This window comes from Pseudomonas morbosilactucae (genome assembly GCF_023241715.1).
Lineage (GTDB): Bacteria > Pseudomonadota > Gammaproteobacteria > Pseudomonadales > Pseudomonadaceae > Aquipseudomonas > Aquipseudomonas morbosilactucae.
The window spans coordinates 105945-131158 of record NZ_JALQCW010000004.1 but is presented as its reverse complement, the minus strand read 5'-3'; the positions used below and the strand labels follow the sequence as shown (position 1 = coordinate 131158).

Genomic DNA, 25214 nt, shown 5'->3' with positions numbered 1-25214 from the left:
TGGACGGCGATGAACAACGACATGGAATACGAGTACATCGTGGTGGGCTCCGGGGCCGGGGGCGGCACGGTCGCCGCGCGCCTGGCCGAACAGGGGCGCAAGGTGCTGGTACTGGAGTCGGGCAGCGACCCGGTGGCGTCGGGCACGGCCCCGCGATTGCCGGAGGAGTACCAGGTGCCGGCGTTTCACCCCCGTTCCACCGAAAACGACGCCATGCGCTGGGACTTTTTCGTCCGCCACTACAGCAATGACGCCCGCCAGCTGCAGGACCCCAAGTTCACCCGGACCTTCCAGGGTGAAACCGTCGACGGGGTGCTGTACCCGCGGGCCAGTTGCCTGGGTGGCTGCACCGCGCACAACGCGATGATCACCGTCTACCCGCACAACCAGGACTGGGACCACATTGCCCAGATCACCGGCGACCCGTCGTGGAAGGCCAGCGCCATGCGCGAGCATTTTCAGCGCCTGGAGAACTGCCGTCACCGGCCGGTGCAGCGCTTTCTTTCCTGGTTTGGCATCAACCCGTCGCGGCATGGTTTCAAGGGCTGGTTGCATGTGGAGAAGACCGTGCCGGAGGCGGTGATCGACGACCTGTCGCTGGTGCGTTCCATCGTCAAGTCCGCCGAGCAGGCGTTCAAGACCCTGGGTGAAACCTTCAAGCGCATAGGCTGGCAATTGCAGGGCGTGGGCGATCCCAACGACTGGCGGCTGGTGCGCGACGACGCCATCGGCCTGCGCTATCCGCCGCTGGCCACCCGCAAGCACCATCGCAACGGCACCCGCGAGCGCCTGCTGGACGTGCAACAGCGTTTCCCGAACAACCTGCACATCGAATTGGATGCGCTGGTGACCCGGGTGTTGCTCGATGACCAGCAGCGCGCCTACGGCGTGGAGTACATCAAGGGCGCGCGGCTGTACCGCGCCTGTACCTTGCCGCGCAACCCTGGCGGCGAATTGCGCCAGGTGCGTGCCAGCCGTGAAGTGATCCTCGCCGGTGGGGCCTTCAACACCCCACAACTGCTGATGCTCTCGGGCATCGGCCCGCGTGACACCCTGGAGGCCATGGAGATTCCACTGCGGGTCGAATTGCCGGGGGTGGGGCGCAACCTGCAGGACCGCTACGAGGTGGGGGTGGTCAATCGGATGAACTTCGAACACTGGGGGGTGCTGAAAGGTGCGCGCTACGCCAAGGGCGACCCGCAGTACGAGGAGTGGGCCAAGGGCAAGGTCGGGGTCTATGCCACCAACGGCGCAGTGCTGGCGATCATCAAGAAGTCGTTGAAGCAGCGGCCGTTGCCCGACCTGTTCTGCTTCTCCTTGCTGGCACTGTTTCGCGGCTATTTCCCCGGTTATTCAAAACTGATTGTCGACCACCTGAACTACCTGACCTGGGCCGTGCTCAAGGCCCATACCAACAACAGCGCCGGCTACGTCACCCTGCGCTCAAAAGACCCGGCCGACACGCCGCTGATCAACTTCCGTTACTTCGAGGAGGGCAATGACACCCAGGGTGAGGACCTGCAATCGGTGGTGGAAGCCATCAAGTTTGTGCGCAACCTGGCCCAACCGTTGAAAGACGCGGGGCTGATCGCCTGTGAAGAATTGCCCGGGGAGGCGGTGCAAACCGATGAGCAACTCAAGGAGTTCGTGATGAACCAGGCCTGGGGGCATCACGCCTCCTGCACCTGCCCCATAGGGGCGGCGGACGATCCGATGGCGGTGCTCGACAGTCAATTCCGGGTGCGCGGCGTCGGCAACCTGCGGGTGGTGGATGCCTCGATTTTTCCGAAAATCCCGGGGTTCTTTATTGTCACCTCGATCTATGTCGCCGCCGAAAAAGCCGCTCAGGTGATCTTGCAGGATGCGTCGAGGCCCAGGCCGCAGGCGGCACGGACCAGCAGCCCGGCCGCTGCCAGCACGGACAGCCGATCGACCACGGTGGAGGCGATGGTCGGGCCCAGGCGCTGAACCCGGAGAAAAAAGGCCGAGCGGTTATGCCGCTCGGCCTTTTTATGAATCGCTCGATTCGTCAGAACCGGTGGGCCAGCCTGAAGGAGATCGAATCCGAACGGGACGAGTCGCCAAATGCCCGGGTGCCTTGGTAGCCGATCCCGGTACTCAGCCCGGACAGCCAGAGAAAGTCCACGCCCAGCGAAGCAGACAGGGTGTCCTGGCTCAGCCCTTCGGTGCGCAGGGAGTAGGCCAGGTCGCCGATATCGGCGTACCCCATGCGGGCGGTGCTGTCCGTATTGAAGGTGTGGCTGTATTCCAGGCGCGAACGCAGGTTCAGGTAGGACCAGCCCAGGGGAATACCGTACTGCCCACGCAAGCCGGCGACACTCGAGAGCAGGGACAGGCGCTGGTCGGCGTACTCCAGGTTGTCGGCCCCGGCATCGGCCTCGCTGAATGCCCGCAGCCAAGTAGTGGAGGCGTCGAGGCGAGCGTAGGGCGACAGCAGCCAATGTTGCCCGCGGGCCTCGTAACCGGAACTCAAGGAACCGAATAGTTGATCGCCCCGACGATGGCCCTGGGCGTAACGACTGCTGTCCGTTACATAGCGATCGCTGTCGAAGTTCAGCCAGCTGTAACCGAGCAGTGCATCGAGGAACACCGGGCCAGGGTGGTAACTGCCGTACAGCGCGGCGCTGTAGGCGTCGCCGCGACTGGTGGTGCCGGATGAGCCGATGTCACTCTTGTCTTTGCCCAAGCCAATGCCTGCGCCGACCGTCAGCGATGGAGACAGCCGATAGTCCATGCCACCGCTGATGCCGATCAGCGTATTGCTGACTTTGGCACCGCTGCGCTGGCTCTTGCCGAAGTCCACATAACCACCGGTCCACAGCGAGAGGTCTTGGCTTGGCGCGGGGTCTGCCGCCGGGGCTGCGGCGGCGCGCTGCAGGGCCCATTGGTCATCCTTGGCCTGCAACGCCGACAGCGAGCGGAAAATCCCCAAGCCATCGTCAGGCTGTGGCTGTGCGGACTCCGCTGGCGAGAGCGCAAAGCGCAGGTTGAAGGCGTTGCGGTGGCCATCCATGCCGTGCAACTGCTCCAGGCGGTCGTTGAAGTTGCTGATCTGGGCCTTGGCAAACTGCGCCGCGCTCTGGGCCTGGGCGTTCACCATACCGGCCACTTCCGCGTCCTGGCTGGGGTCTTTGCGCGGGGTGATTTGAATGGTCAGGGTTGCCGTCACCGACTGGCCCTGACCGTTGATCAAGGAGTAGCGCAGGGTCAGGGTCCCGCTGGCGTTAGCCGCCGGGGTGAAGCTCAACTTCAGGCCATTGAGGCGCGCGGTGCCCATGCTCGACGGCGGCACATCAAGCAATGTCGCCGAGACAAAGGGCCCGCCGGTGGCACCGGCCCCCAGGTCCACATTGACGCTCTGGCCGGCGCCCAGGCTGACCGTGCTGTCCACCGCCTGCGGTGCGCTGCCGTTGATGACCAGGCTGTAGGCGGCACTCACCGGCACACCGTTGGCATCGGTCGCGACGATTGAAAAACTCACGTTTGCCGCGGTGGTCGGGTTGCCGGTCATGCTTCCAGAGGCCGGGTCCAGGCTCAGGCCCGCCGGCAGTCCTGAAGCACTGAATCGATAAGGGCTGGCGCCACCAGAGGCGCTGAACACTTGGCTGTAGGCCGTGCCGACCGTCGCTGCCGGCAGTGAACCCGCAGCGGGCGACAGGCCCAGTGAGGGCGCTGTAACGCTGAGGGTAACGGTGGCCGGCGCGGAGGTGCCCGAGGCATTGCTGGCGCTGTAGGTGAAGCTGTCGGCGCCAGAGTAACCGGCGTTGGGGCTGTAGCGGATGCTGGTGCCGCTGGCCGTGGCCTGGCCATGAGCGGGCGCGGTGACCACCGTGACGGCGGTCGCAGTGCCGCCTGACAGCACCAGGGTCAGCGCATTGTTCGAGGTGTTGGCCGCCACCGTGGCTGACACCGCCCCGGCAACCGGCAACGGCTCGGCGATGTCCAGGGTGTAGTTGGCCGAGCCAGAGCCGCCCGCGTTATCGCTGACGCTCAGCGCCACACTGAAGTGGCCGGCTGAGGTGGCGACGCCGCTGATCAGCCCGCTCGACGGATCAAGGTTGAGGCCGTTGGGCAGGCCCGTGGCGCTGTAGTGGTAGGGCGCAACGCCTCCGGTTGCACGGATTGATTCGTTGTAGGCCACGCCCACTTGGCCATTGGGTAATGCGCCGCTGGCCGGGCTCAGGACCAGCGCCGAGGCGGTGACCGTTATGCTGATGGTCGCGGGCGCCGAGGTGCCGGAGGCATTGGTGGCGGTGTAGCTCAGGCTGTCCGCCCCAGAGAAACCCGGTGTGGGCGTATAGAGGATGGACAAGCCCGAAACCGTCGCCTGGCCATGGCTGGGGGCCCCGGCGATAGCGACTGAGTTTGCCGCGCCGCCGGACAGGTTGAGGGTGACCGACTGGCTGCTGCTGTTGGCGGCCACGGTCGCCGACACCGCCCCCGCAACCGGTGGCGCCGGGGCAATGGCCAAGGTGTAGCTGGCCGATCCGGTGGCGCCGTTGGCATCCGTGGCCAGGACCGACAGGTTGTAGTTGCCGGTGGCTGTCGGCGTTCCGCTCAGGGCACCGCTGGACGGGTTCACGCTGATGCCTGCTGGCAAACCGCTCACCGAATAGCTATAGGGCGCGGTGCCCCCCGAGCTGCTGAGCGCCTGACTGTAACTCGCACCCACTTGCCCACCCGGCAAGGCCCCGGAGGAGGGGGTGATGACCAGGGTAGGGCGCGACACGGTGATGCTGACGGTGGCGGCAGAAGAGGTGCCTGCCCCGTTGGACGCGGTGTAGGTGAACGAGTCCGCGCCCGAGTAACCGGCGGCGGGGGTGTAGCTGATCGACGTGCCGGACGCCGTCGCGGTGCCGTGGGCCGCCGCGGAAGCGACGGCCACGGCGGTGGCTGTACCAGTGATGGGCAAGGTGATCGGGTTGTTTGAACTATTGGCGGCCACAGTGGCCGTCGCCGCGCCGGCCACCGGGGTGACTTCGGCCACGGCCCCGGTGCAACTGATGGTGACGGGCCCGATATAGGTCCCGGCGACAATCTGCAGGTACAACCCACCCGCCGCCAATTGGCTGGCCGAGACGCTCGGGGTCTGGATGCCCAGGGTTCGGGTGGAACTCCGGTAATCGGAATAAACAGTGCCCAGGTTGCGCGACCTGATGTTCACAAGGTTGGAGTTGGTCGGATTTGTTCCGGGGTCTTGACCGTTGTCCTCGTAGGAAAAACTGATGCTTTCACCCGCCGCAAAGTCCGTACTCGCAAACCTGACGACATACGAGGTGGTGCCACTGGTCGAATTAAGGGTTGAGCACGCGGTCGATAACGCATGAGCCGCACCGGCATTCACCATAAGCAACAAAGCCAGGACCGACCGCCACGGCCATCCTTTGTACTTGCTGCCCGCGCCCAGGGTTGGTTTGCCGCTGAAAGAAAATGAAAAACTCAAGATGAATTCCACAATGCCGGGTTGCCAGGCGCCCCTTTGAACAGCTTCGAACGAAGCCAAAAACGCCTTTTTTTGCCGAGTCAGGGTTGAAAACGAGGGTCCGGAGCATGACCGGAAAGTGATGGCATTATGCCTGTTCTTGTGGGCGTGATGCACCTGTCTGAGGGGATGTCATTGAGACGGTGTGAAGGGGGCTGAACGGTGTATTCAGAAAAAGTTTTTTATGAAAAAAAGCTCCACCCGATTTATGAGATGGAGCTTTTTCTGTGGTTCAGGCTCTATGCCTTTGGGTAATGCTAGGCGAGGCCGGTCAGAGCCAGGCTTTGATCTGGGCACAGACCATCGACGTGGAGATGCCGTAGCGATCATGCAGCGTGGGTAATGCGCCGGCATCGAGGAAGGCATCGGGCAAGGCGATCTGCCTGAAGGTGGGCGTTACGCCGTTGCGCAGCAATACCGTCGCAACCGCCTCACCCAGCCCCCCGATCACCGAACTGTTTTCTGCAGTCACCACCAGCCGGCCGGGCTTCCTGGCTTCCGCCAGGATGCTTTGCTCATCCAGTGGCTTGATTGTCGGCACGTGCAGCACGGCGACATCGATACCGTCTGCCTGCAATTGCTTGGCCGCTTCCAGGGCGCGCATCGTCATTAAGCCGGTGGCGATGATCAACACATCGTTGCCAGTGCGCAGCGTCTTGGCCTTGCCAATCTCGAATTGATAGCCGTACTCGTCCAGTACCAGGGGGACATTGCCGCGCAACAAACGCATGTACACCGGACCTTGGTGCGCCGCGATGGCGGGCACGGCCTGTTCGATTTCCAGGGCGTCGCAGGGGTCGACAATCATCAGGTTGGGCATGGCGCGGAAGATCGCCAGATCATCCGTGGCCTGGTGGCTTGGGCCATAGCCGGTGGTGAGGCCCGGCAAGCCGCAAACGATTTTGACGTTGAGGTTTTCCTCGGCAATGGCCATGCAGATAAAGTCATAGGCGCGACGAGAAGCAAACACGGCATAAGTGGTGGCGAAAGGAACAAAGCCTTCACGGGCCATTCCCGCGGCCGCGCTCATCAGCAGTTGCTCTGCCATGCCCATTTGATAAAAGCGATCGGGATGAGCCTTGGCGAAAATGTGCAGGTCGGTGTATTTGGACAGGTCGGCGGACAGGCCCACGATGTCTGGACGTTGTTCCGCCAGGGCCGCCAGGGCGTGCCCAAAGGGCGCGGATTTCGTGGCTTGGCCTTCAGCGGCAATCGACGCAATCATGGCCGAGGTGGTCAGGCGCTTTTTAGCCGGTTCGCCCGTTGAAGTCGGAGTGTCAGCGGCGTTGCTCATTGGTTGTTTCCTTCTTCAAGGTTGTTCAGTGCCTGATCCCATTCGTGTTCTTCCACGCGGATAAAATGCGTTTTCTCTCGGGTTTCCAGGAAGGGCACGCCTTTGCCCATTTTGGTATCGCAAATGATCACCCGGGGTTGCTGGCCGGGATGATTGCGTGCGGCGTCGAATGCGGTGACCAGCGCGTCCAGGTCGTTGCCATCCACACGCTGCGTGAACCAGCCAAACGCTTGCCAGCGATCGACGATGGGCTCGAACGACAGGATTTCACTGGAGTGGCCGTCGGCCTGCTGGTTGTTGACGTCGACAATGGCGATCAGGTTGTCCAGCTTCCAATGGGAGGCTGACATCACGGCTTCCCAGGTCGAACCCTCGTTCAGTTCGCCGTCCGACAGTAGGTTGTAGACGAAGGAGGGCGAGGCTTTGCGCTTCAGACCCAGGCACGCGCCGACGGCAATGCCCAACCCCTGGCCGAGCGAGCCGCCGGTGATTTCCATGCCCGGGGTGTAGGCCGCCATGCCTGACATCGGCAAGCGGCTGTCGTCCGCGCCGTAGGTTTCCAGTTCATCCAGCGGAATGATCTCGGCTTCGATCAGGGCGGCGTACAGTGCGATCGCGTAATGGCCGATGGACAGGTAAAAACGATCACGCTGTTCCCATTCAGGGTCTTCGGGCCGATAGCTCAGCCCATGGAAATACGCCACGGCCAGCAGGTCAGCGGCCCCGAGTGCCTGGCCGACATAGCCCTGGCCCTGAACCTGGCCCATGCGCAAGGCGTGGCGGCGGATGTTGTGAGCGCGCTGTGCCAGGGTTTTGGCTGAAGCGGATGAGGGTTTAGTCGTCATGCTGAAAACTCCTATAAATCAACGATTGACCAGGGCCGCGGGAATGCGCAGTACCAGCAAGGCGCCGCCAATCAGCACGGCGGTGATCAAATACATGCCGATCGCGCTGGAACCGGTTTGCGTGGTGATCCAGCCAATCAGGTAGGGCGAGCAGAAGCCGGCGAGGTTGGCGAAACTGTTGACTGCCGCGATGCCTGCGGCGGCGGAAACACCTCCCAGCAGGGTGGTAGGCAGCATCCAGAACATGGAAGAGGCAGACAGGATGCCGGACGCCGCCAGGCACAGACTCAGGATGGACAGCACCACATTGCCCCCGAGCAGCGCGGCCAAGGTCAAACCCAAGGCGCCGGCAATCATCGGGCCGATCAGATGCCAGCGCCGTTCACGGTGTTTGTCACCGCTGCGCCCCACCAGCAGCATCGCCGCAATGGCACAGAGGTAGGGCAGGCTGGTGAGGAACCCGATGTGCAGCGGATCGGAGACGCCGGCGTTGCGCACCAGGGTCGGTAGCCAAAAGGTGATGGCGTACTGGCCCATGACCACACAGAAGTAAATCGAGGCCAGCAGCCAAAGACGGCGGTCACGAATGAACTCCCCCACAGAGGCATGGGTGACTTTCTGTTGGTTGTCCTCGGCCAGCTCTTTGGCGATGAGCGCTTTTTCATCGTCGTCCAGCCAAGTGGCTTGATGCACACCGTCCTTCAGATAGCTCAACACCAGCAACCCGACCACGACCGTTGGTATCGCTTCCAGGACAAACATCCACTGCCAGCCGGCCCAGCCGTGTACCCCAGCAAAGTGAGTCATGATCCAGCCGGACAGCGGGCCGCCGACCATGCCGGAGAGCGGGATGGCGATAAACCACAGCACCGTCATGCGGGCGCGTCGGTAGGAAGGGAACCAGTAGGTCAGATACAGCAACAGGCCAGGTGCCAGACCGGCTTCGGCGATGCCGAGCAGAAAGCGCAGCACGTAAAACTGCCAGGCGGTTTCGACAAAGGCGAACAACGCGGAAATGATGCCCCAGGTGATCATGATGCGTGCGATCCAGACCCGCGCACCGACCTTGTGCAGGATAATGTTGCTCGGCACTTCGCACAGGAAATAGCCGATAAAGAACATGCCGGCACCCAGTCCGTAGACCGTTTCGCTGAGTGCCAAGTCGTTCATCATTTGCAGCTTGGCAAAACCGACGTTAACCCGGTCTAGATAAGCGCACAGGTAGCACAGCATCAAGAAAGGCATCAGGCGCCAGGCGGTTTTACGGTAGGCATTGGAGCGCACGGTCGAAACCGCTTCGAGCGACAGGGTTGTCATGATGGTCTGATCTCTTGTTTTTATTGACCGCCAGGCCCGTAGGCCTGGCTGCGTCGTCGATCCAGATCCGCACGGGCCGTGGGGCCCGCCAGGTGTCATCAGTGAATCAGCATGCCGCCGTTCACATCCAGCGTGATGCCGGTGAGGTAGGACGATAAGTCGCTGGCCAGGAACAACGCAGCATTCGCCACATCCTGGGCTTCACCCAGGCGCCCCAGGGGGATGCCATCGATGATCGCGTGGCGGCGCTCGTCCTGCATCAGGCCGCCGGTGATGTCGGTGTGAATCAAGCCCGGTGCGATGGAGTTGACGCGAACCTTGTCCGGCCCCAGCTCCCGGGCCATGGCTTTGGCCAAGCCCAATACGCCCGCCTTGGCAGCGCTGTAATGTGGGCCGCCAAAAATGCCGCCGCCCCGTTGGGCGGAAACCGAGGACATGCACACGATGCTGCCGCAGGTTTGTTGGCGCATGAGCGGGATCACCGCCTGCGACATCAGCAAGGTGCCACGCAGACTGACGTCCAGCACTTTGTCGTAGTCGGAAGGCCGGATATCCAGGGTCTTGAGCGGTTGGGTAATACCGGCATTGTTGACCAGAACATCAATGCGGCCGTAGTGCTGGATGATGTGGGCGACGGCGCGCTGTACCTGCGCTTCGTCCGCGACGTTGGCCGCCAGGCCCAGATGGCCCTCGCCCAGGGACGCGGCGGCATCACGTGCGGCGGCCTCGTCCAGATCCAGGATGACGACACGAGCACCGTGTTGCGCGAAGGTGGCGGCGGTAGCCCGGCCAATGCCGCGAGCGGATGCGGCGCCGGTGATGATGGCGACTTTGCCTTGAAGAAGCATGGAAGGAGCACCTCAGATTGTTTTTATTGGTTCGACTCGTTACGAATCGATGGCTCAGCTTGTCTTCCGGGCCCACCTTGAGCAATGACGTGGGTTTCATTGGGTGCTGAAAAAAATTCAGCACTCGCCATGTCTTTGCTCGAATGCTTGAATAGCCAGATGCCCGGCCCATGCCACTTGCAGCGGAGTCACTGTCATCATGCGTTATTCCAGCGATGCTCCTGCGTTACTGCCTCCCCTGAAAGCTATTCAGGCCTTTGAACAGACAGCACGCTTTGGCAATGTTGCTCGGGCGGCCGAATTGCTCGACCTGACCCCCTCGGCGGTCAGCCATCAGTTGGCCAAACTGGAAGCGATGATCGGCCGGCAGCTGTTTTTCAGAACCGCCCGCGGCGTGACACTGACACCGGTAGGTGAGCAGTACCTCAAGGAGGTTTCGGGCATCCTGCACAGCCTGGCCGTAGCGACTGAACGCGCCACCAGTGACGTCAGCCTGGATTGTCTGCGCCTGCATTCATCACCCAGTTTTGGGCTGCTGTGGCTGATGCCACGCCTGGAACAGTTTCGCCTGACGCATCCCGATATTCAGCTCAATCTGTCGTGCTCCTATGAGTCGTTGCACTTCAGCCGAGACAAGATTGATGTCGACATCCGCCATGGCATGCCCAACTGGCCCAGTTACGAAGTGCGGACCATAGGTGATGAAAACATTGCGGTGATGGCCTCGCCCAAACTATTGGAAAAGCGCCCGATCGGGGGGATTGCGGACTTGCTGGACAGCAATCTGATTCTGTCGGAAGCGACATTGGTCAAGTGGCCGCAGTTGTTTGCCCAGCACGGTATGTCACGCCCGGAAAAACCCTACACCCTCAGCTTTGACCGCTCGTACATGACGCTGGAGGCCGCCAGCCACGGGCTCGGTTTCGCGCTTGAAAGCACGCTGCTGGCGCAAGACTATCTGGCGCGGGGGGCGTTGGTGGAAGTGCTGCCGCACTTGAGCGCCGCCATCACCGCCCACCACTTGGTATTCCCCCGGGCCCACTCCAACTTTCCACGGGTCAGGCGATTTCTGGAGTGGATGCAGAAAGAGTTGGGGCATGATTTTGCTTATTAGGCGCCGCGCAGTCGCTCGATGATTCTGCGGGCACGGTTGGCACCGACGTCGACATGAATATCGATCATCGGCCGTGTGCCGAAGCGGCACATGTTCTGGTACTGCGCCTCGATCACCAGCTTGTCTTCGTCGAACGTCAGCATGGTCTGCTCGACCACCTTGGCTTTGACGGCCTCAGGATCCGTTTCTGGATTGGTGGCCATGGTCCAGAAGTAGTGGCTGGTGGTTTCCGTTTCCGGGGTCACCCCGTGAAAACCACGCATATGGAAACCGGCGCGATCGGGGTTGTTCAGGTCGTCGGTGCCCACGTCCACCGCGCCGGTCCAGATGCGCAGGTGATTGATGTGGAACTCGATCTCTTGCCAGCGATCGACGTGGCCCTTGAACGGGTAGGCCGCGGTGTAGGTCGGCGGCGGAACGGAGTCGGGCATATGGCGAACCACGCGGACCATCGACTCGTCACCGTCCACCCTCATCTGCGCGTTCATGTGGATGCTGGCGTTACCGCCGATGGTGCGCAAATGGACGTAGCCCAGGTGGCTGAGGTCCATGAGGTTGTCGTGGATGAGTTGATAGGGCGCGTCGTAGTGATAGACATCCCCGTCGAACAGGTATTTACCGCTGCTGTGGACGTCATAGGTCGGCGGTGCGAATGTCGGCTGCGGATGATCGGCGCTGCCAAACCAGATCCAGATGATCTGGTCCTGCTCCCGGACGTGGTAAGCGGGCACCTTGGATTTGCTCGGAATCTTGTCCTGGCCGGGGATTTCAATGCATTGCCCCCCTTGGTTGAATAGCAGGCCGTGATAGCCACAGCGCAAGCCTCGCTCTTCCAGCGTGCCGTTGGACAGTGGCAGGGCCCGGTGACAGCAACGGTCCTCCAGTGCGGCAACCTGGTTATCGGCGGTGCGAAAGAGCACCACCGGCTTGTTCAGCAACGTGCGGCCAATGGGCTGATCCTTCAGCTCCCAGCCGAGCGCCGCGACGTACCACTGATCGAGGGGGAAACTCGGCAAGGCGGCCGGGGCAATGTCATGGGCAAGGGGCAGGGTAGACGTCGTCATAGGGTTCTCCGGCGAGCGATCTGTGCTCGGGTCAGGGTCAAAGGTCCAATACCAGGCGCGGCGATTTGGCACGTGAGCAGCACGGGGTGAAGCGGTCATTGGCGGCGTGTTCTGCAGCGGTCATGAACTGGTCGCGATGATCACCCACGCCGTCGAGCAGACGGGTGACACAGGTGCCGCAAACGCCTTGCTCACACGAGGATTCGATGTCAATTCCGGCCTCATCGAGCACCTCGAAAACCGTGCGGTCGGCGGGTATGTAGAAAACCTGCCCGCTGCTGGCTATCTGAACTTCGAAGGGCGTGTCGCCCCCTGGGTCGACAGGGGCTGCGGCGAAGAACTCCCTGTGCACCTGGTCTTCGGGCCAGCCGGCTTCTTGGGCCGTGTCGAGGATGAACTTCATAAACCCCGTCGGGCCGCAGACATACAGGTGGCGTGTGCTGTCCGGCGCGGCCAGTAGCGCGCAGGCATCGAGCTTCTGTTCGGGCGAGCCGCTGTCGTCATGCAAATGCACGCGATTGGCGAACGGTGCTTGCCCGAGCCATGGGATAAACGCGGCGCGTTCGCTGGATCGAAAGCTGTAGTGCAGCTCGAAATCCGCACCTTGATGGTGAAGCTCGTGGGCCATCGCCAGCATCGGCGTGATGCCAATGCCGCCGCCGAACAGCAGGTGACGTTTGGCTGAACGAGATAGGGCAAAGAGGTTGCGCGGCGCGCTGATGCTGAGGGTCTGCCCTGGGACGACGTGCTCGTGCATGGCGCTGGAGCCGCCCCGCGAGGCCGGGTCCTTGAGCACACCGATTACATAGCGATGACGCTCTGCGGGGTCATTGCACAGCGAATATTGGCGGGTGAGGCCGCTGGCAAGGTGAATGTCGATATGTGCACCGGCTTCGAAAGGCGGCAGTGTGCTGCCGTTTGCGGCGCACAGCTCGAAGCTGCAGATGCCTTCGGCTTCAACGGCTTTGCGGGTGACCTGGACTTGAAGCATGACTTCTCCCTCCACACTGAAGTGGCTGCTGAAAAATAGGGGGGCGAAAAGACCGAGTGCTGGAAAAACTCAGCCGGGAGAGAAGGCGCAGGGAAGGGGGGAAGTGGCGGGCATCAGGGTTGGGCACAGTCGGCAAGGGTTCATAAGCAAGACCTGATAATTATTTTTTGAGGTTGTGCTACGGCGTATCATGCGGGCCATTGCCCGCACTGCTTGGCGGAGTAAATCCTCAGGCGAATTGGTTGCGGTGTCAACCAATTTCAAAGCTGCTCGACCTACGGTGTTTTCTTGATGCCTACCGATACACAGTTGAACCTGTCTCGTTATGTCCCTGGTCTATTGACGTTCCTGGCCAACAAACTCGCCACAGGCGCATCCCAGTGCTATCGCAAGCACTTCGGCATTGGCGTGGTGGAATGGCGGATGCTGTCGATGCTGGCCGTCGAGACAGACATCACCGCCAATCGCATCTGCCAGGCTATCGGGCTCGACAAGAGTGCGGTCAGTCGTTCGTTGCAGACGCTGGAAGCGGCGGGGCACATCACCAGTCAGTTGGATCCCAAGGATGCACGGCGTTACACCGTCCGATTGACCGCCAGCGGTCGAGAACTGCATGACCGCGTGATTAAAGTGGCGCTCGAGCGAGAGTCCCGTCTGCTCAGCGGGCTCTCGGCAGCCGAGGTCGACACCCTGGTTGACTTGCTCGGTCGCCTGCACCTGCAAGTGCCGAACGTAAACAGCTACGAGCCCACGGATGAATGAACCAGGACCGAGCCTGCGCCAGGCTAGTGCTGATCAAGAGTGCCCAACGAGCGATACCACTCTGCATAGGGTGTGTTCACCACCTGACGCCTGTTGAAGTCCGGGGCTCCATCGTCCCACCAGACAGGCCCGCGCTCCCCGAGGGCAACCTTGGCCGTATCAACCCGCGCCCTTGCTGTCATTAACTGCTCAGGATCGCCAGAAGCCTTCGCGGCCTTTACCTCACGACGAGCTGCCATCAAGTCATTGACCCATCGCTGCCGCACATCCTCACTCAGCGAGGGGTTGCTGCACCGCCACAGCTGCCCTTTGACCACAAAGTATCGATTATCAGGCGTTGTCGGATGCATCACTGAAGCTCCATGGCGTGGGCTCGCGGCCCTTGATGTGCAGGCACGCAGCACAGATAGGCAAAACATTTAGCAACCGTAAAGCTACCATGCAGGCCAATGACGCCCAGGCGGCTTTGGTTTGATCTGCTCACAAGGACCCTCCACTCGATTCGCTCAGTCGCGCCCAGCGGTTCCGGCGAACGAACAGGGTAAAAAAACTGCATCTCCATCGTTATGTGAAGAATGAATCGTCCGCTGTTTGTATCGCTAGATGGCCCCAAGGGAGCCGGCAAAACCACATTGTTGGAGGCCATCACGACTGTACTGAGGGCGGACCACAAAAAGGTGATCCGACTGTGCGAGAAAAAAAGCGATCCCTTTAGAGGGGAAACCATGAGCCTGGTCAACACACTCGTCAGAAACCCCAGCCGGGATTTGGAGTGGGCGGTTTGTGAGCGCTTTGCTGAAAGCCGGGCCTGGATTTCCCAGCAGGTGCTGCCTAAACAGCCACCCGGCAGCATCATCTTGATCGATCGCTGGTACCCATCTGACGCCGCGTTTCGCCGGATAATCCCGTTCGCAGAGATTTTGCAGCTGAACATGGATAGAAACGTACGAGTGCCAGACCTGCATGTCGGCGTCGTCACTGACCCTGATATTTCATGGGCGAGGGCAGCGGCAAGAGGGCGTGGGCTGAGCAGTACCGTGATGCATCGGCTGGAAGAACATATCGCCTGTACCCAGTCGTTCGAGCAGGCGATTGCAGATCACGGCTGGGTGTTATGCCGTAATGAAGGAACGATTGAAGCGGCAACGATGCAGGTGGTTTCTGAGATTTATAGCGTTCTTTGATGTTAGGACGGGGTTGTCGAAACCATAGGAACCTGATGGGGTTTTTTATCAAACCCAGGGGGAGGGGAGGCGCCGAGTAACGGCCAACGCCCTCACCCCAGATCATCGAGCCCGTTCTTTCCTGGGCTATTGATGCCCGCCATCGCTGCTGCGAATATCTGCAAATGGGCTTAAATCATGAGTACCCAAAAGCCTGGATGGGGCTAAGCGTCAGCAACCAGCGGCTTGTTTTATTCCACAACTGCAGAAGGCTTAACTATGTCAATAAAACTGCGTCTGTTGTTGCTGGTCGGCACCAGTGTGTTCACGGCCCTGATCATTAGCCTGACGAACTACTTGGGCAATAGCCGAATGGAAGCCGCGATGATTGGCAATGAGGTCAGCATGAGCGCGCTGAGCAATCATCTGGAGGCTGACATGATGCACGATGCGCTTCGCGCCGATGCACTGGCAGCGATGCTGGTCGGCCTGGGCAAAGGTGTCAGCAGCCGAGAGGAGGTCCTGGAGGCACTTAATGAACATGCTGCGAATTTTCGCAAAGCACTGGGGGATAACCTTGAGCTTCCCCTCGACGATAATCTCAAGGCGGCACTGAGCAGCATCAAGCCGAGCCTCGACAATTACATTGCCTCCGGTGAACGGATTGTCAGTGTGGCAATGAACGATCCGGTAGGAGCGCAAGAGGAACTGGGTACCTTTATCAGCGCCTTTACCCAGTTGGAAGGCAAAATGTCGAATCTGAGTGAGTTGATCGAGAACAACTCCAAGGTCAGTGGGGAGCACACTCGACAGGCTATCCGCAGCGCCAATCTCACCCTCGGCGTTGTGCTGGTACTTGGCTTGTTGCTGCTGGTCGCCCAAGGCTACTGGGTGACAAGAAGCATCATGAAGCCCTTGCACGTTGCCCGGCAGATTGCCGATAGCATTGCTCATGGCAACCTCAGCGAATCGATCCCCGAACCGGCTAATCGCGACGAGGCCGGCATGCTGATTCGCAGCCTGGCGGTCATGCAGCGTGACTTGCGCGGCATGATTGAGGTCGTGCGCAACAATGCCCAGGGCGTCACCCGTATGAGCCAGCAGTTGAGCCACGGTTGTCATGAAGTTGCCACCAGCAGTCAACAGCAGAGTTCCGCGGCAGGCACGATGTCGGCTGCCACCAGTGAAATGACGGCGAGCATCGAAGAGATTACCCGGCATGCCGGGCATGCGCTGGAAATGGCCAATCAAGCCGAGGCGCTGGCCAAGAACGGCGGTCGTGTTATTCATCAAGTGGTGAGTGATATGGACGAGATTGCTCGTTCAGCTCAACAGTCAGCGCAGGTGATTCGCACGCTGGACAAAGAATCCGAAGGGATCTTCAGCATTATTCAAGTCATCAAGGGGATTGCCGACCAGACCAACCTGCTGGCGCTCAATGCGGCTATCGAAGCGGCCCGCGCCGGTGAGCAAGGGCGAGGCTTTGCCGTTGTAGCCGACGAAGTACGGAGCTTGGCGGGACGTACCAGCGCGTCCACTCAGGAAATCGCCAGCATGGTGGCACGCATCCAGCAAAACACTCGTGAAGCCGTGACCAGCATGGAAGCCGGTGTAGCCCAGGTCGATAAAGGCATGGCCGTCACTGCCGATGTGGAGCGTGCGATCCGGGAGATTCTTGATGCGACGCTGAGCACGACTCAGTTGGTCAACGACATTACCCGCACCATCGGTGAACAGGGCCTGGCCAGTAACGAAATTGCCCATCAGGTGGAAATGATTGCCGGCATGTCTGCCACGAACACCCGGGTGATTGGCCAGACCGCAGGCGCCACCGATGAACTGACGGCGCTTGCAAGTCAGCTCACCCAGTCGGTGGATCGTTTTCGTCTTTGATTGAATAGGCTGGGGCTAAGTGACTTAGCGACGCTCCGGCCGAATCGGGTTTATGACTTGCAGCACCCTATGAGCGCCAGGTGGTTTTTTTCATGACAAAAGCTCGGGTGTTTCGCGTAAACAGGGACGCTGGAGTCTCGCCCTTTCGGGACTTGACCTGATGCCGCTATCTGCTGTTGAATGCGCGCCCTGAAGCCTCTGCAACCTTTTCTCCAAGTGGTGAAGCCAGTGCCCTACGCCAGCCAACACGCCTGATACCGACGACGGTCCATCCTGCCTGATGGCTGCCCGTGCCTGTACGCGACGGCGCTTCATTGCTATGCCTGCCTGATCCTGTCGTTGGTTTTTCTCTATTTTCGAGGACAAACCCATGTACATGGATACTCGTGCCACCGCGCACAACCTGGAACTGCTCAAATACCCCCGCACGCCCCACCTGCAAGGCTCGCGCCTGCAGGATGGCGACACTGATACTGGCCAGGTGCGCTATGCCGCCCTGGCCGGGCAGTGGCTGGTGGTGGAAGAAAAACTCGATGGCGCCAACGCCGGCATCAGCTTTACCGCAGGCGGCGAGTTGCGTCTGCAGTCACGCGGTCACTACCTCACCGGCGGTGGGCGCGAGCGCCAGTTCAATCTGTTCAAGCAGTGGGCCTCGGCCCATGAGCACTGGTTGCTGGAGCGCCTGGAAGACCGCTTCGTGCTGTATGGCGAATGGCTGCACAAGAAGCACTCGGTGTTCTACGACCGCTTGCCACATTACTTCTGCGAGTTCGATGTGTGGGACCGCGCCACAGGGCTGTTCCTCTCCACCGCGGCGCGCCGGTGCCTGCTTGAGGGGGGGCCGGTGCTTGCGGTGCCGGTGCTGTACGAAGGCCCGGCGCCGCGCCGGCATGCCGAGCTGATGGCGCTGGTGAGCGATTCGCTGGCCAAGACCGCGCGCTGGCGCGAGGTGTTCGAGCAGGTGGTACGCCGTGAGGGCCTCGATCTGGCCCGTGCGTGGCGCCAGTGTGACCGCTCCAGCCGCATGGAAGGCCTGTACCTGAAGCTCGAGGATGAGCAGCAGACCTTTGGCCGGCTCAAGTGGGTACGGCAGGACTTCGTCCAGGCCATCCTCGATGCCGACCAGCACCATGCCAATCAACCCTTTATCCCCAATCAACTGGCCGACGGCGTCGATCTCTATGCGCCGCGCCTGTCCATGGACTGGCAGGGCCCACGCCACGGCTACTGAAGGAGCATCCCGAAATGGATATTCGACAACTGCAACAACTGGTCCCCGAGCCGGGGTGCGATATGGACGCCGCCGCCTGCCTGGTGGCTATTCCGGCTCTAGCGCGCCTGGCCGACACACCGCAAGACCCGACCTACCACGCCGAGGGCGATGTGTGGATTCACACCCGCCTGGTGGTCGAAGCATTGCTGACGCAACCCGCCTACCAGCAGGCCAGCGCCGAGCAGCGTTTTGTGCTGTTCTTCGCTGCCCTGTTGCACGACATTGCCAAGCCTGACACTACGGTGATCGACCCGGATACCGGGCGTATCGGCCAGCCCGGTCACTCACGCCGGGGCGCGGTGGATGCGCGGCTGCTGTTGTGGCGCGCCGGCGTGCCTTTCGAGCTTCGCGAGCAGATCTGCCGCATCATCGCCGTGCACCAGGTTCCGTTCTTCGCCCTGCTGGGTGATCGCAGCGGCCGCAGCGCTGAGTTCTTGTTGCACAAACTGTCCTGGGAACTGCCGTTGTGGATGCTCTGTGCCGTGGCCGAGGCCGATATGCAGGGCCGCGATTACGCCGGCAAGGCCGATGTGCTGAGTGCCATCGAACTGTGGCGCGAACTGGCGGAGGAGGAGGGCTGCCTGCACGGGCCGCGGGCCTTTGCCGACGACTACACACGCATTCAGTACCTGCGTGGCGCCCGGGTACATCCCGACTACCCGTTGCATGCGCCGCAGGGTTCGTCGGTGGTGATGCTCTCGGGCCTGCCGGCCAGCGGCAAGGACACCTGGACCGCACAGCACTACCCGGATCTGCCGGTGGTGTCGTTCGACGACGCTCGCCAGGCCCTTGGCCTGCGCCATGGACAGAACGAGGGCGCCGCTGCGCATTACGCCATCGACCGGGCCAAGGCCCTGTTGCGCGAGCACAAACCCTTTGTGTGGAACTCGACGCACCTGTCGACGCAGATGCGCAACCGCACTCTGGACTTGCTCTACGGTTACGGCGCGCAGGTGGAGATTCTTTACCTGGAGCGCCCCGAGGACGAGATCATGCGGCGCAACCAGAAGCGCGACACCTCGCTTCGCAACGATGATATCCGCCGCATGCTGTTCAAGTGGGAAGTGCCGCTGCCGACCGAGGCACACCGGGTTGTTTATCAGGTAGTGACGGGATGAGCGGTCCTTATAGAGAGTCAAAGAAAATAAATTACTGCGGGGTAAAAACTGCTTTTGATTTTTATGAAAGTAGATTTCATGACGCCATTTGCGCTGAGGAAATTGTGAGGGTCTTTGCTGTTCCCAGGACTTGCAGCTGATCAATGCCGATATAATCTGTATTTAACATAATATACATTATGTGAACCTTCATATACGCCCATGGGGATGTCTGCCGGTCAGATTCAAAGCCAGGCCGCTCCCTTTTGAGCCTCAACAATCACCAGGTCCAGTTACCTGCTTGGCTTGCCAATGTCGCTCAAGGTGAATACGCCCTGTGATCCACACACCGCCGCGTCCAGTGCATCCTGCATCCGTTAATGCCGAACGCGCGCTGATCCGGATCGATTCAGAAAACTTCGTGACGTGATGCTGCCGCCAGTCTCATGCAGCTAACGATTGCAGGTAATCGCTTTGCACGAGCTCTCGTGCAGCCTGAGTAGTTTTCTTGCCCATCCAGTGCCGAGATGAACTGTGTTTGTTTGGAGATGACTTGAAGCAACGGCCACAGATAATCCCCGGAAACGCTGAGCTGAATCGTGCGCGCTGAATCTTGGATGCCTTTGTGATGCTGTCTTGGCCAGGCCTTTATAAAGTCCGTAATTTTATCGGTGGCGCCTGAGGTTTGCTCAGGCATGGCAATCACATCATTCAGCGAGCGCGCTTGCATCAAGCCTCAGATATTCAGGCGTTTTAACCGTATTTTGGGGGATTCATTCAGGCCAATCCCTCGAGGGTTCAGCCTCAATCTGCCGGAAACTCGTATCGGCCCTAACCTCTCTGTTAGCCTTGATAAATAACCAAAAAACATAACTAAACTAAATGACTATTTAGTTGAGTTATATAAATTCCCCCGCATTTCTCATCACCACACTCCTCCTCCCATCCCGCTTTTATTTCACCAACCGCACCTCCTTCGAAGGCCTGTAGCCAAAATACGAGCTGTAGCACTTGCTGAAGTGGCTGGGTGAGACAAAGCCGCAGGCGACGAGTACGTCGACTTGAGACAGTTCGGTGTGCTGCAGCAATCGGCGGGCTTCGGTGATGCGCAGTTCCAGGTAGTAGCGTTGTGGTGTGGTGCCCAACTGCTCCTTGAACAGGCGTTCGAGTTGTCGGCGTGAGCGTCCTACGTAGGTGGCGAGTTGGGTCAGTTCCAGGGGTTCTTCGAGGTTGGCGTCCATGAGTTTGACGACTTCGCGCAAGGGGGCGCTCAGGCAGATGTTTTCAGTGGGTTTGATGCGCCGGTAGCGGGATTCTTCGAAGGCCAGGATGTCTTCAATGCCTTCGACCAGGGCTTTGTCGTGCAGGGTTTTGATCCAGTCCAGGGCCATGTGGAAGGCGCCGGAGGGGCTGGATGCGGTCAGTCGGTCGCGATCGATGACATAGGGTTCGCTGCTGACTTGGGTGGCTTTGCAGAACTCTGCCAGCGCCGGGCGATGCTCAGGGTGGATGGCGCAGCGGTAGCCTTCCAACACCCCGGCTCGACCGAGAAACCAGGCGCCGTTCCATAAGCCGGCGAGGCTGATGCCCAGATCGGCAGCGGTTTTCAGCAACTGTATAAACGATTCCGAGGCCTTGAGTTCAGTGCGGTAGCCGCCGCAGATGACCAACAGGTCCAGGTCTTTGATGGCCGCGCCATCGATACGCGCGTCCGGGCGGATGACCAGGCCCAGGTCGCTGATGACTTCGCTCTCATCCAGGCCGAAGGTGCGTGCGGCGAACAGTTGGGGCCGCAGTAGATTGGCGGTGACTATCGTGTCCAGCATCTGGGTAAACGCCGGTAGGGAGAAATGCTCCAGCAGCACGAAGCCGGCCTGAAGGGTCTGACGAGCTTCGCCAGGCTGCTCATTCAGGTAGCGCAGGTTTTTACCCTTCATGCCGCCGCTAAATTGGCGTCGTTGGATCACGGTTCAAGCACTCTATTGCGTTGACGAGCCTGCAGTTTGATACGTTTTCCATGCCCACTACCAGCGATGAACAGCCCTCTTGCTGCAGTTCCCCACAGAGACAGTTGCACGCCTTCGAGGATGAGCTGGGCACCGCCCTCCTCGGCCATACCGCTAAACACTGAGTGAGGGAACCTCCCCCAAGTCCTGATCGTCGCCCCGGCGGATAGCCTAAACCGCCTCGCGCAATGCGGCGCGCGTTGCAGGAAAATAGTTTTATTCGGAAAAATAATTTAATCGGCAAAGTATTTTTGCCCGACAGCCAATGCGCTATTCTTGCGGCCTTTCCCCTCCTCCCACGTGCCCAAGGATCTTCAGTGAGCGGACTACGCGAACGCCAGAAAGCCCAACGCCGCCAGGCCATCAGCCAGGCCGCCATCGAACTGTTCGAACGCCAGGGTTTCCAGAGCACCACCATCGAGCAGATCGCCGGCCAGGCCGGGGTTTCCGCGCCCACGGTGTTCAAGTACTTCGGCAACAAACAGGAAATCCTCCTGGAGATCCTCCGCGAAGCCGATCAGCGTGCCCTGCGCGACACCCGCAGCCTGATTCCGCAACTGGACGACCCGGTCGACACCCTGTGCTACCTGGAGAAGCTGCTCACCGGTTATGCCCTGGATGTGATGCAACCGGCGCTGTGGCGCGAGTTGCTGCCGCTGATCCTGTTTGGCGGCGACAGCGAACTGCCGGAAGGCTACCGGGCGATGAACGAGGCCCTGCGTGCGGAAATCAGTGGTTTGCTGCGCGAACTGCAACAGGCCGGCAAGCTGCGCGCCGACCTTGACGTCGACCTGGCGGCCTACCTGCTCAACGACTACTCCCACCTGCAACTGTTGCGCCTGGTCAGCCAGGACCCGCCGGACGTCGAGTCTCACTCCAGCCAGGTGCGGCGCATCACTGCCCTGCTGTTCCAGGGCATGCGCGCCTGACCCCGATTCAATAGAAGCGGTAGCAGCGAATCAGCACCTCGCTGGCGCTGGGGTAATGCACCAGGCCGATAAAGCTGGTGCGCACCAGCCACTCCAGGCGCCCCTTGGGCACCTGGAAACGCGGGGTGCAGGTGCAGTGATACTGATCCTCGGGCAGCGGCCACTGACCTTGGCGCTCCAGTTGTCGGCCACGCTCGGTGAGGGTCAGCAGCCCCAGGTTATGAAGATTGATCAGCTCGCCCTGGGTGGTGAGCAAGCTGTAGCGGGCATCCAGCTCCCCTGTGCCGTCCGGGCGCTGCAGATAAAAGTCGGCGCCGCCCGGCAGGACCTGCCCCTCCAGGTCAAGCCCGGAAAACTCACCGCCGATGATCGGGTAGTTGCTGCGCAGGCCGCCCTGGCTGTCGCCCAGCCTTTGCTCGGGGCCGATCTCGACGCGCAGGCTCAGGACCCGTTGCAGGTTCGGCGCCACGCCCATGGCCCGGGATTGTCTGTTCATGGCATTCACTCCTGAGGGCCCCGGCCAGTGCCGGGGGCCCGCGGTTTCAACGGCTGGTCTTGATCGTGGTCCAGGTACGGGTGCGGATGCGTTCCACCGCCGCCGGCACCGGCTCCAGAGGGAACAGGGTCTTGAGTGCCGCCTCCGGGACATACATGTTCGGGTTGTTGCGGATCGCCGCATCCACCAGCGCGGTGGAGTCCTTGTTGGGGTTGGGGTAGCCGATGCGGTTACTGATCAGGGCGATCACGTCCGGGCGCAGGATGTAGTTGATAAAGGCATGGGCCTGCTCAGCATGGGGCGCGTTGACCGGCACCACCATCACGTCCGACCACATGGGCGCGCCTTCCCTGGGCAAGGCCATTTCCACGTTCACCCCTTTGCCGGCGGCATCCGCCAGTTGCTTGGCCAGGGCCACCCCGCCGGACCAGCCCACCGCCACGCAGATTTCGCCGTTGGCCAGGTCCATGCCGTAGCGCGAGGAATTGAAATAGGTGATATAGGGGCGAATCTTGGTCATGGCGGCCTGGGCCTTGGGGTAGTCCTCGCGCTTCTGACTGTTGGGGTCCAGGCCCTGGTAATGCAAGGCAATGGGCACGATCTCGTTGGCAGCATCGAGGAAACCGACGCCACAACCGGCCAGTTTCGACAGGTTTTCTTCCTTGAAGATCATGTCCCAGGTGTTCATCTGCACGTCCTTGCCAAACACCTGCTGGACCTTGTCGACGTTGTAGCCGATCAAGGTGGTGCCCCACAGATAAGGCACGGCGTAGCGGTTGCCCGCATCGCCCACGGCTTCCAGGGAGGTCATGAACTGTGGGTCCAGGTGCGGCCAGTTGGGCAACTGCTGGCGGTCCAGGGGCTGGATCGCCTTGGCCGCGATCAAGTGGCTGATGTTGGAGCTGCTGGGGAACACCACGTCGTAGCCGGAGTTGCCGGTCAGCAGCTTGGATTCCAGGGTCTCGACACTGTCGAAGACGTCGTACACCGGGCGGATGCCGGTCTCTTGCTCAAAGCTCTTGAGCACTTCGGCGGGCAGGTACTCGATCCAGTTGTAGATCCGCACCGTGGGTTGCTCGGCCAGGGCCGGAGCAGCCCCCAGCAAACCCAAGGTTGCGCCCAACAGGGTGTTACGCAAATGCTTGTTCATGGTGCAGGACTCCTACGCGGCCGCGTTGGCACGCGACATCAGTAGCGGTAGGTGAAATAGAGTTCAAGGGCGCTGAAGGTCTGGTCATCGCCAAACACTTGCTTGGCGGCGGCGAGGGGCTTGACCCAGTTATAGGACAGCGAGGTGTAGAACGAGGGCGTCGGGGTCCAGTCGAGGAACACCACGCTCTCGTCGGCAAAACGCCGATCGCTGACGGGCACGCCCTGGTAGTTTTTTTCGTCGAGCCAGAACTGGTAGTGGATCGCGCCCAGGGTCAGGGTCTCGCTGACGTGGGTCTTCAGGGAAAACTGCTGGACGTTCTCGTTGCTGTTGAACAACAGGTAGTTGCCCACCACATCCCCCACCAGCCAGGTGCCCCAGTCGGTAAAGCCCTTGCTCAGCGGGTCCCAGGATGTCTGCCGGTTGTCCGCCAGGTTGTCATCGCCGGAGAAGCTGGCGTAGCGGTAGCCGAGGATCGGCGTCAGCGGCAGGCCGTTGAAGGCGTAGTCGGCTTGGGCGTACCAGGCCTTGGCGTCGTACTCGGTGCCCTCGCCGCTGCCCCGCTCCAAGGCGTATTCGCCATTCAGGGTCAGCGCCGGCAGGCCCGGCATCACGGCTTTCAAGGCCCGCAGGTTGTACACCCGCATGCCGTCGCGGCGGGAAATCGTGCTGCCACGGGGTGCTAGAGAGTCCACCTGCAAGGCCATGGCCCCCAGGGTCACCTGGTCGTCGAGGTTGTAGTCGAGGTTGACCCCGCTCAGGCGGAAATCCCCCAGGTCGTCGTCGGTACGCAAGGTGAAGCCCTGGGCCTTGAGCAGGCCGTGGTCCCAAGCGAGGATCGCCGAATCCTTGAACGCGGTGCGCGGGCCCAGCCAGTAGGCGCCGTCCTTGAGCTGGTCGAGGTTGCCGTCCATGACGATGAAGCCATTGCCCACCAGGTAGTTCTGCCGGCCGGCGGTGAACTGCCACTCGCCGGCGCGGAACCCGGCGAACAGTTCTTCGGCCGCCACCTTGCCATCTGAGCTGCGGGTGTAGCCGCCGGCATCGCCGTCGCCCAAGGTGGTCGCGGCCACCAGGGAACCACCGGCCAGCAGGCTGAAGTCCGGTTGCAGGGCGTAATCCAGGGTGATGCCGGGCTTGACGTAGAACTCTTGCCAACTGATGCGGCTGCCGCCGTTTTCACGGCTGCGCTGATCGACTCGGCCGCTGCCGAAGTTCACCTGGCGGGTGGTGAGGGTGGCGCCGCCGACGGTGAGGTTGACCTCGCCCTTGAGGTCGCCATCTTCGAAGCTGTAGCCGGCCAGCGCCGTCTGGGCGGCCAGGGGCAAGCCAAGGGCCAGCAGCCCCCGGGCAATACGGGTCGTGGGAAACATGGTGGAGCTCCTGTCTGATTTTTGTTGTTACAGGGCAGTGAAAGGCGACGCAGGACGCCGCCAAGACCGGGCCAGGCCCGGTCGGGTGCAACGCAA

At 61.1% G+C, this 25214-nt stretch carries 21 protein-coding genes and 1 pseudogene; 9 read left to right on the top strand and 13 right to left on the bottom strand.

Annotation, left to right across the window (positions count from 1 at the left end):
* Nucleotides 1-9: 9 nt before the first annotated feature.
* Complete coding sequence (locus M1B34_RS01875) at nt 10-1968, top strand: GMC family oxidoreductase (RefSeq protein ID WP_123333142.1); 1959 nt, start codon at nt 10-12, stop codon at nt 1966-1968.
* Nucleotides 1969-2029: 61 nt separating this feature from the next.
* On the opposite strand, the gene M1B34_RS01870 is transcribed toward M1B34_RS01875, so the two are convergent.
* The 5 genes from M1B34_RS01870 to M1B34_RS01850 form a co-directional block, all read right to left on the bottom strand.
* Nucleotides 2030-5185, bottom strand: coding sequence for an Ig-like domain-containing protein (locus tag M1B34_RS01870; protein WP_268264307.1), 3156 nt, complete (start codon nt 5183-5185; stop codon nt 2030-2032).
* Between the two features lie 589 nt (nt 5186-5774).
* Nucleotides 5775-6797: a transketolase family protein gene (locus M1B34_RS01865; protein WP_123333145.1), complete on the bottom strand. Its 1023-nt coding sequence runs from the start codon at nt 6795-6797 to the stop codon at nt 5775-5777.
* Nucleotides 6794-7642, bottom strand: coding sequence for a transketolase (locus M1B34_RS01860; protein WP_123333146.1), 849 nt, complete (start codon nt 7640-7642; stop codon nt 6794-6796). The genes M1B34_RS01865 and M1B34_RS01860 overlap by 4 nt, the downstream gene beginning before the upstream one ends.
* 18 nt (nt 7643-7660) lie before the next feature.
* Nucleotides 7661-8959, bottom strand: a complete 1299-nt coding sequence (locus M1B34_RS01855) for an MFS transporter (protein ID WP_123333147.1) — start codon at nt 8957-8959, stop codon at nt 7661-7663.
* A gap of 98 nt (nt 8960-9057) precedes the next feature.
* Nucleotides 9058-9807 carry an SDR family NAD(P)-dependent oxidoreductase gene (locus tag M1B34_RS01850; protein ID WP_268264306.1) on the bottom strand — a complete coding sequence of 250 codons (750 nt, stop codon included), beginning with the start codon at nt 9805-9807 and terminating at the stop codon, nt 9058-9060.
* 199 nt (nt 9808-10006) lie between these two features.
* Here M1B34_RS01850 and M1B34_RS01845 point away from each other — a divergent pair, with 199 nt between their 5' ends.
* Complete coding sequence (locus M1B34_RS01845) at nt 10007-10921, top strand: LysR substrate-binding domain-containing protein (RefSeq protein ID WP_123333149.1); 915 nt, start codon at nt 10007-10009, stop codon at nt 10919-10921.
* On the opposite strand, the gene M1B34_RS01840 is transcribed toward M1B34_RS01845, so the two are convergent.
* On the bottom strand, nt 10918-11985 hold the full coding sequence (locus M1B34_RS01840) for an aromatic ring-hydroxylating oxygenase subunit alpha (protein WP_268264305.1): 1068 nt from the start codon (nt 11983-11985) through the stop codon (nt 10918-10920). The two genes, M1B34_RS01845 and M1B34_RS01840, sit on opposite strands and share 4 nt — an antisense overlap.
* Before the next feature lie 37 nt (nt 11986-12022).
* The gene (locus tag M1B34_RS01835; RefSeq protein WP_268264304.1) at nt 12023-12976 is read right to left on the bottom strand and encodes a PDR/VanB family oxidoreductase; all 954 of its coding nucleotides are present in this window, start codon (nt 12974-12976) and stop codon (nt 12023-12025) included.
* A gap of 291 nt (nt 12977-13267) precedes the next feature.
* Here M1B34_RS01835 and M1B34_RS01830 point away from each other — a divergent pair, with 291 nt between their 5' ends.
* Nucleotides 13268-13738: a MarR family winged helix-turn-helix transcriptional regulator gene (locus tag M1B34_RS01830; RefSeq protein ID WP_268264303.1), complete on the top strand. Its 471-nt coding sequence runs from the start codon at nt 13268-13270 to the stop codon at nt 13736-13738.
* A 23-nt stretch (nt 13739-13761) separates the two neighbouring features.
* On the opposite strand, the gene M1B34_RS01825 is transcribed toward M1B34_RS01830, so the two are convergent.
* Nucleotides 13762-14088 carry a hypothetical protein gene (locus tag M1B34_RS01825; RefSeq protein ID WP_268264302.1) on the bottom strand — a complete coding sequence of 109 codons (327 nt, stop codon included), beginning with the start codon at nt 14086-14088 and terminating at the stop codon, nt 13762-13764.
* Between the two features lie 225 nt (nt 14089-14313).
* Here M1B34_RS01825 and M1B34_RS01820 point away from each other — a divergent pair, with 225 nt between their 5' ends.
* The 5 genes and pseudogenes from M1B34_RS01820 (at nt 14314) to M1B34_RS01805 (ending at nt 19185) form a co-directional block, all read left to right on the top strand.
* Entirely contained in the window at nt 14314-14922 is a 609-nt protein-coding gene (locus M1B34_RS01820) for a dTMP kinase (protein ID WP_268264301.1), read from the top strand.
* A 258-nt stretch (nt 14923-15180) separates the two neighbouring features.
* A pseudogene (locus M1B34_RS33935) lies at nt 15181-15936 on the top strand (HAMP domain-containing protein); the annotation flags it as partial.
* A complete protein-coding gene (locus tag M1B34_RS33930) occupies nt 15931-16794 on the top strand; it encodes a methyl-accepting chemotaxis protein (protein WP_425273484.1) in 864 nt (287 codons plus the stop codon). The pseudogene M1B34_RS33935 and the gene M1B34_RS33930, both read left to right, overlap by 6 nt.
* A gap of 370 nt (nt 16795-17164) precedes the next feature.
* Nucleotides 17165-18025, top strand: coding sequence for an RNA ligase family protein (locus M1B34_RS01810; protein WP_268264299.1), 861 nt, complete (start codon nt 17165-17167; stop codon nt 18023-18025).
* A 14-nt stretch (nt 18026-18039) separates the two neighbouring features.
* Nucleotides 18040-19185 carry an AAA family ATPase gene (locus M1B34_RS01805; protein ID WP_268264298.1) on the top strand — a complete coding sequence of 382 codons (1146 nt, stop codon included), beginning with the start codon at nt 18040-18042 and terminating at the stop codon, nt 19183-19185.
* Nucleotides 19186-19573: 388 nt separating this feature from the next.
* Here M1B34_RS01805 and M1B34_RS01800 read toward each other — a convergent pair whose 3' ends face one another.
* Together M1B34_RS01800 and M1B34_RS01795 are read right to left on the bottom strand one after the other, a co-directional pair.
* Nucleotides 19574-19894, bottom strand: coding sequence for a hypothetical protein (locus M1B34_RS01800; protein WP_268264297.1), 321 nt, complete (start codon nt 19892-19894; stop codon nt 19574-19576).
* A gap of 223 nt (nt 19895-20117) precedes the next feature.
* The gene (locus M1B34_RS01795; RefSeq protein ID WP_268264296.1) at nt 20118-21101 is read right to left on the bottom strand and encodes a GlxA family transcriptional regulator; all 984 of its coding nucleotides are present in this window, start codon (nt 21099-21101) and stop codon (nt 20118-20120) included.
* Between the two features lie 386 nt (nt 21102-21487).
* Here M1B34_RS01795 and M1B34_RS01790 point away from each other — a divergent pair, with 386 nt between their 5' ends.
* On the top strand, nt 21488-22099 hold the full coding sequence (locus M1B34_RS01790; protein ID WP_123333168.1) for a TetR/AcrR family transcriptional regulator: 612 nt from the start codon (nt 21488-21490) through the stop codon (nt 22097-22099).
* Nucleotides 22100-22106: 7 nt separating this feature from the next.
* Here M1B34_RS01790 and M1B34_RS01785 read toward each other — a convergent pair whose 3' ends face one another.
* Genes M1B34_RS01785 through M1B34_RS01775 form a run of 3 tightly spaced genes read right to left on the bottom strand, consistent with a single transcriptional unit; the run spans nt 22107 to nt 25118 of the window.
* Nucleotides 22107-22595, bottom strand: a complete 489-nt coding sequence (locus tag M1B34_RS01785; RefSeq protein ID WP_268264295.1) for a DUF3237 domain-containing protein — start codon at nt 22593-22595, stop codon at nt 22107-22109.
* A gap of 46 nt (nt 22596-22641) precedes the next feature.
* Nucleotides 22642-23745, bottom strand: coding sequence for a polyamine ABC transporter substrate-binding protein (locus M1B34_RS01780; RefSeq protein ID WP_268264294.1), 1104 nt, complete (start codon nt 23743-23745; stop codon nt 22642-22644).
* Nucleotides 23746-23783: 38 nt separating this feature from the next.
* Nucleotides 23784-25118 carry an alginate export family protein gene (locus M1B34_RS01775; protein ID WP_268264293.1) on the bottom strand — a complete coding sequence of 445 codons (1335 nt, stop codon included), beginning with the start codon at nt 25116-25118 and terminating at the stop codon, nt 23784-23786.
* Nucleotides 25119-25214: the final 96 nt, after the last annotated feature.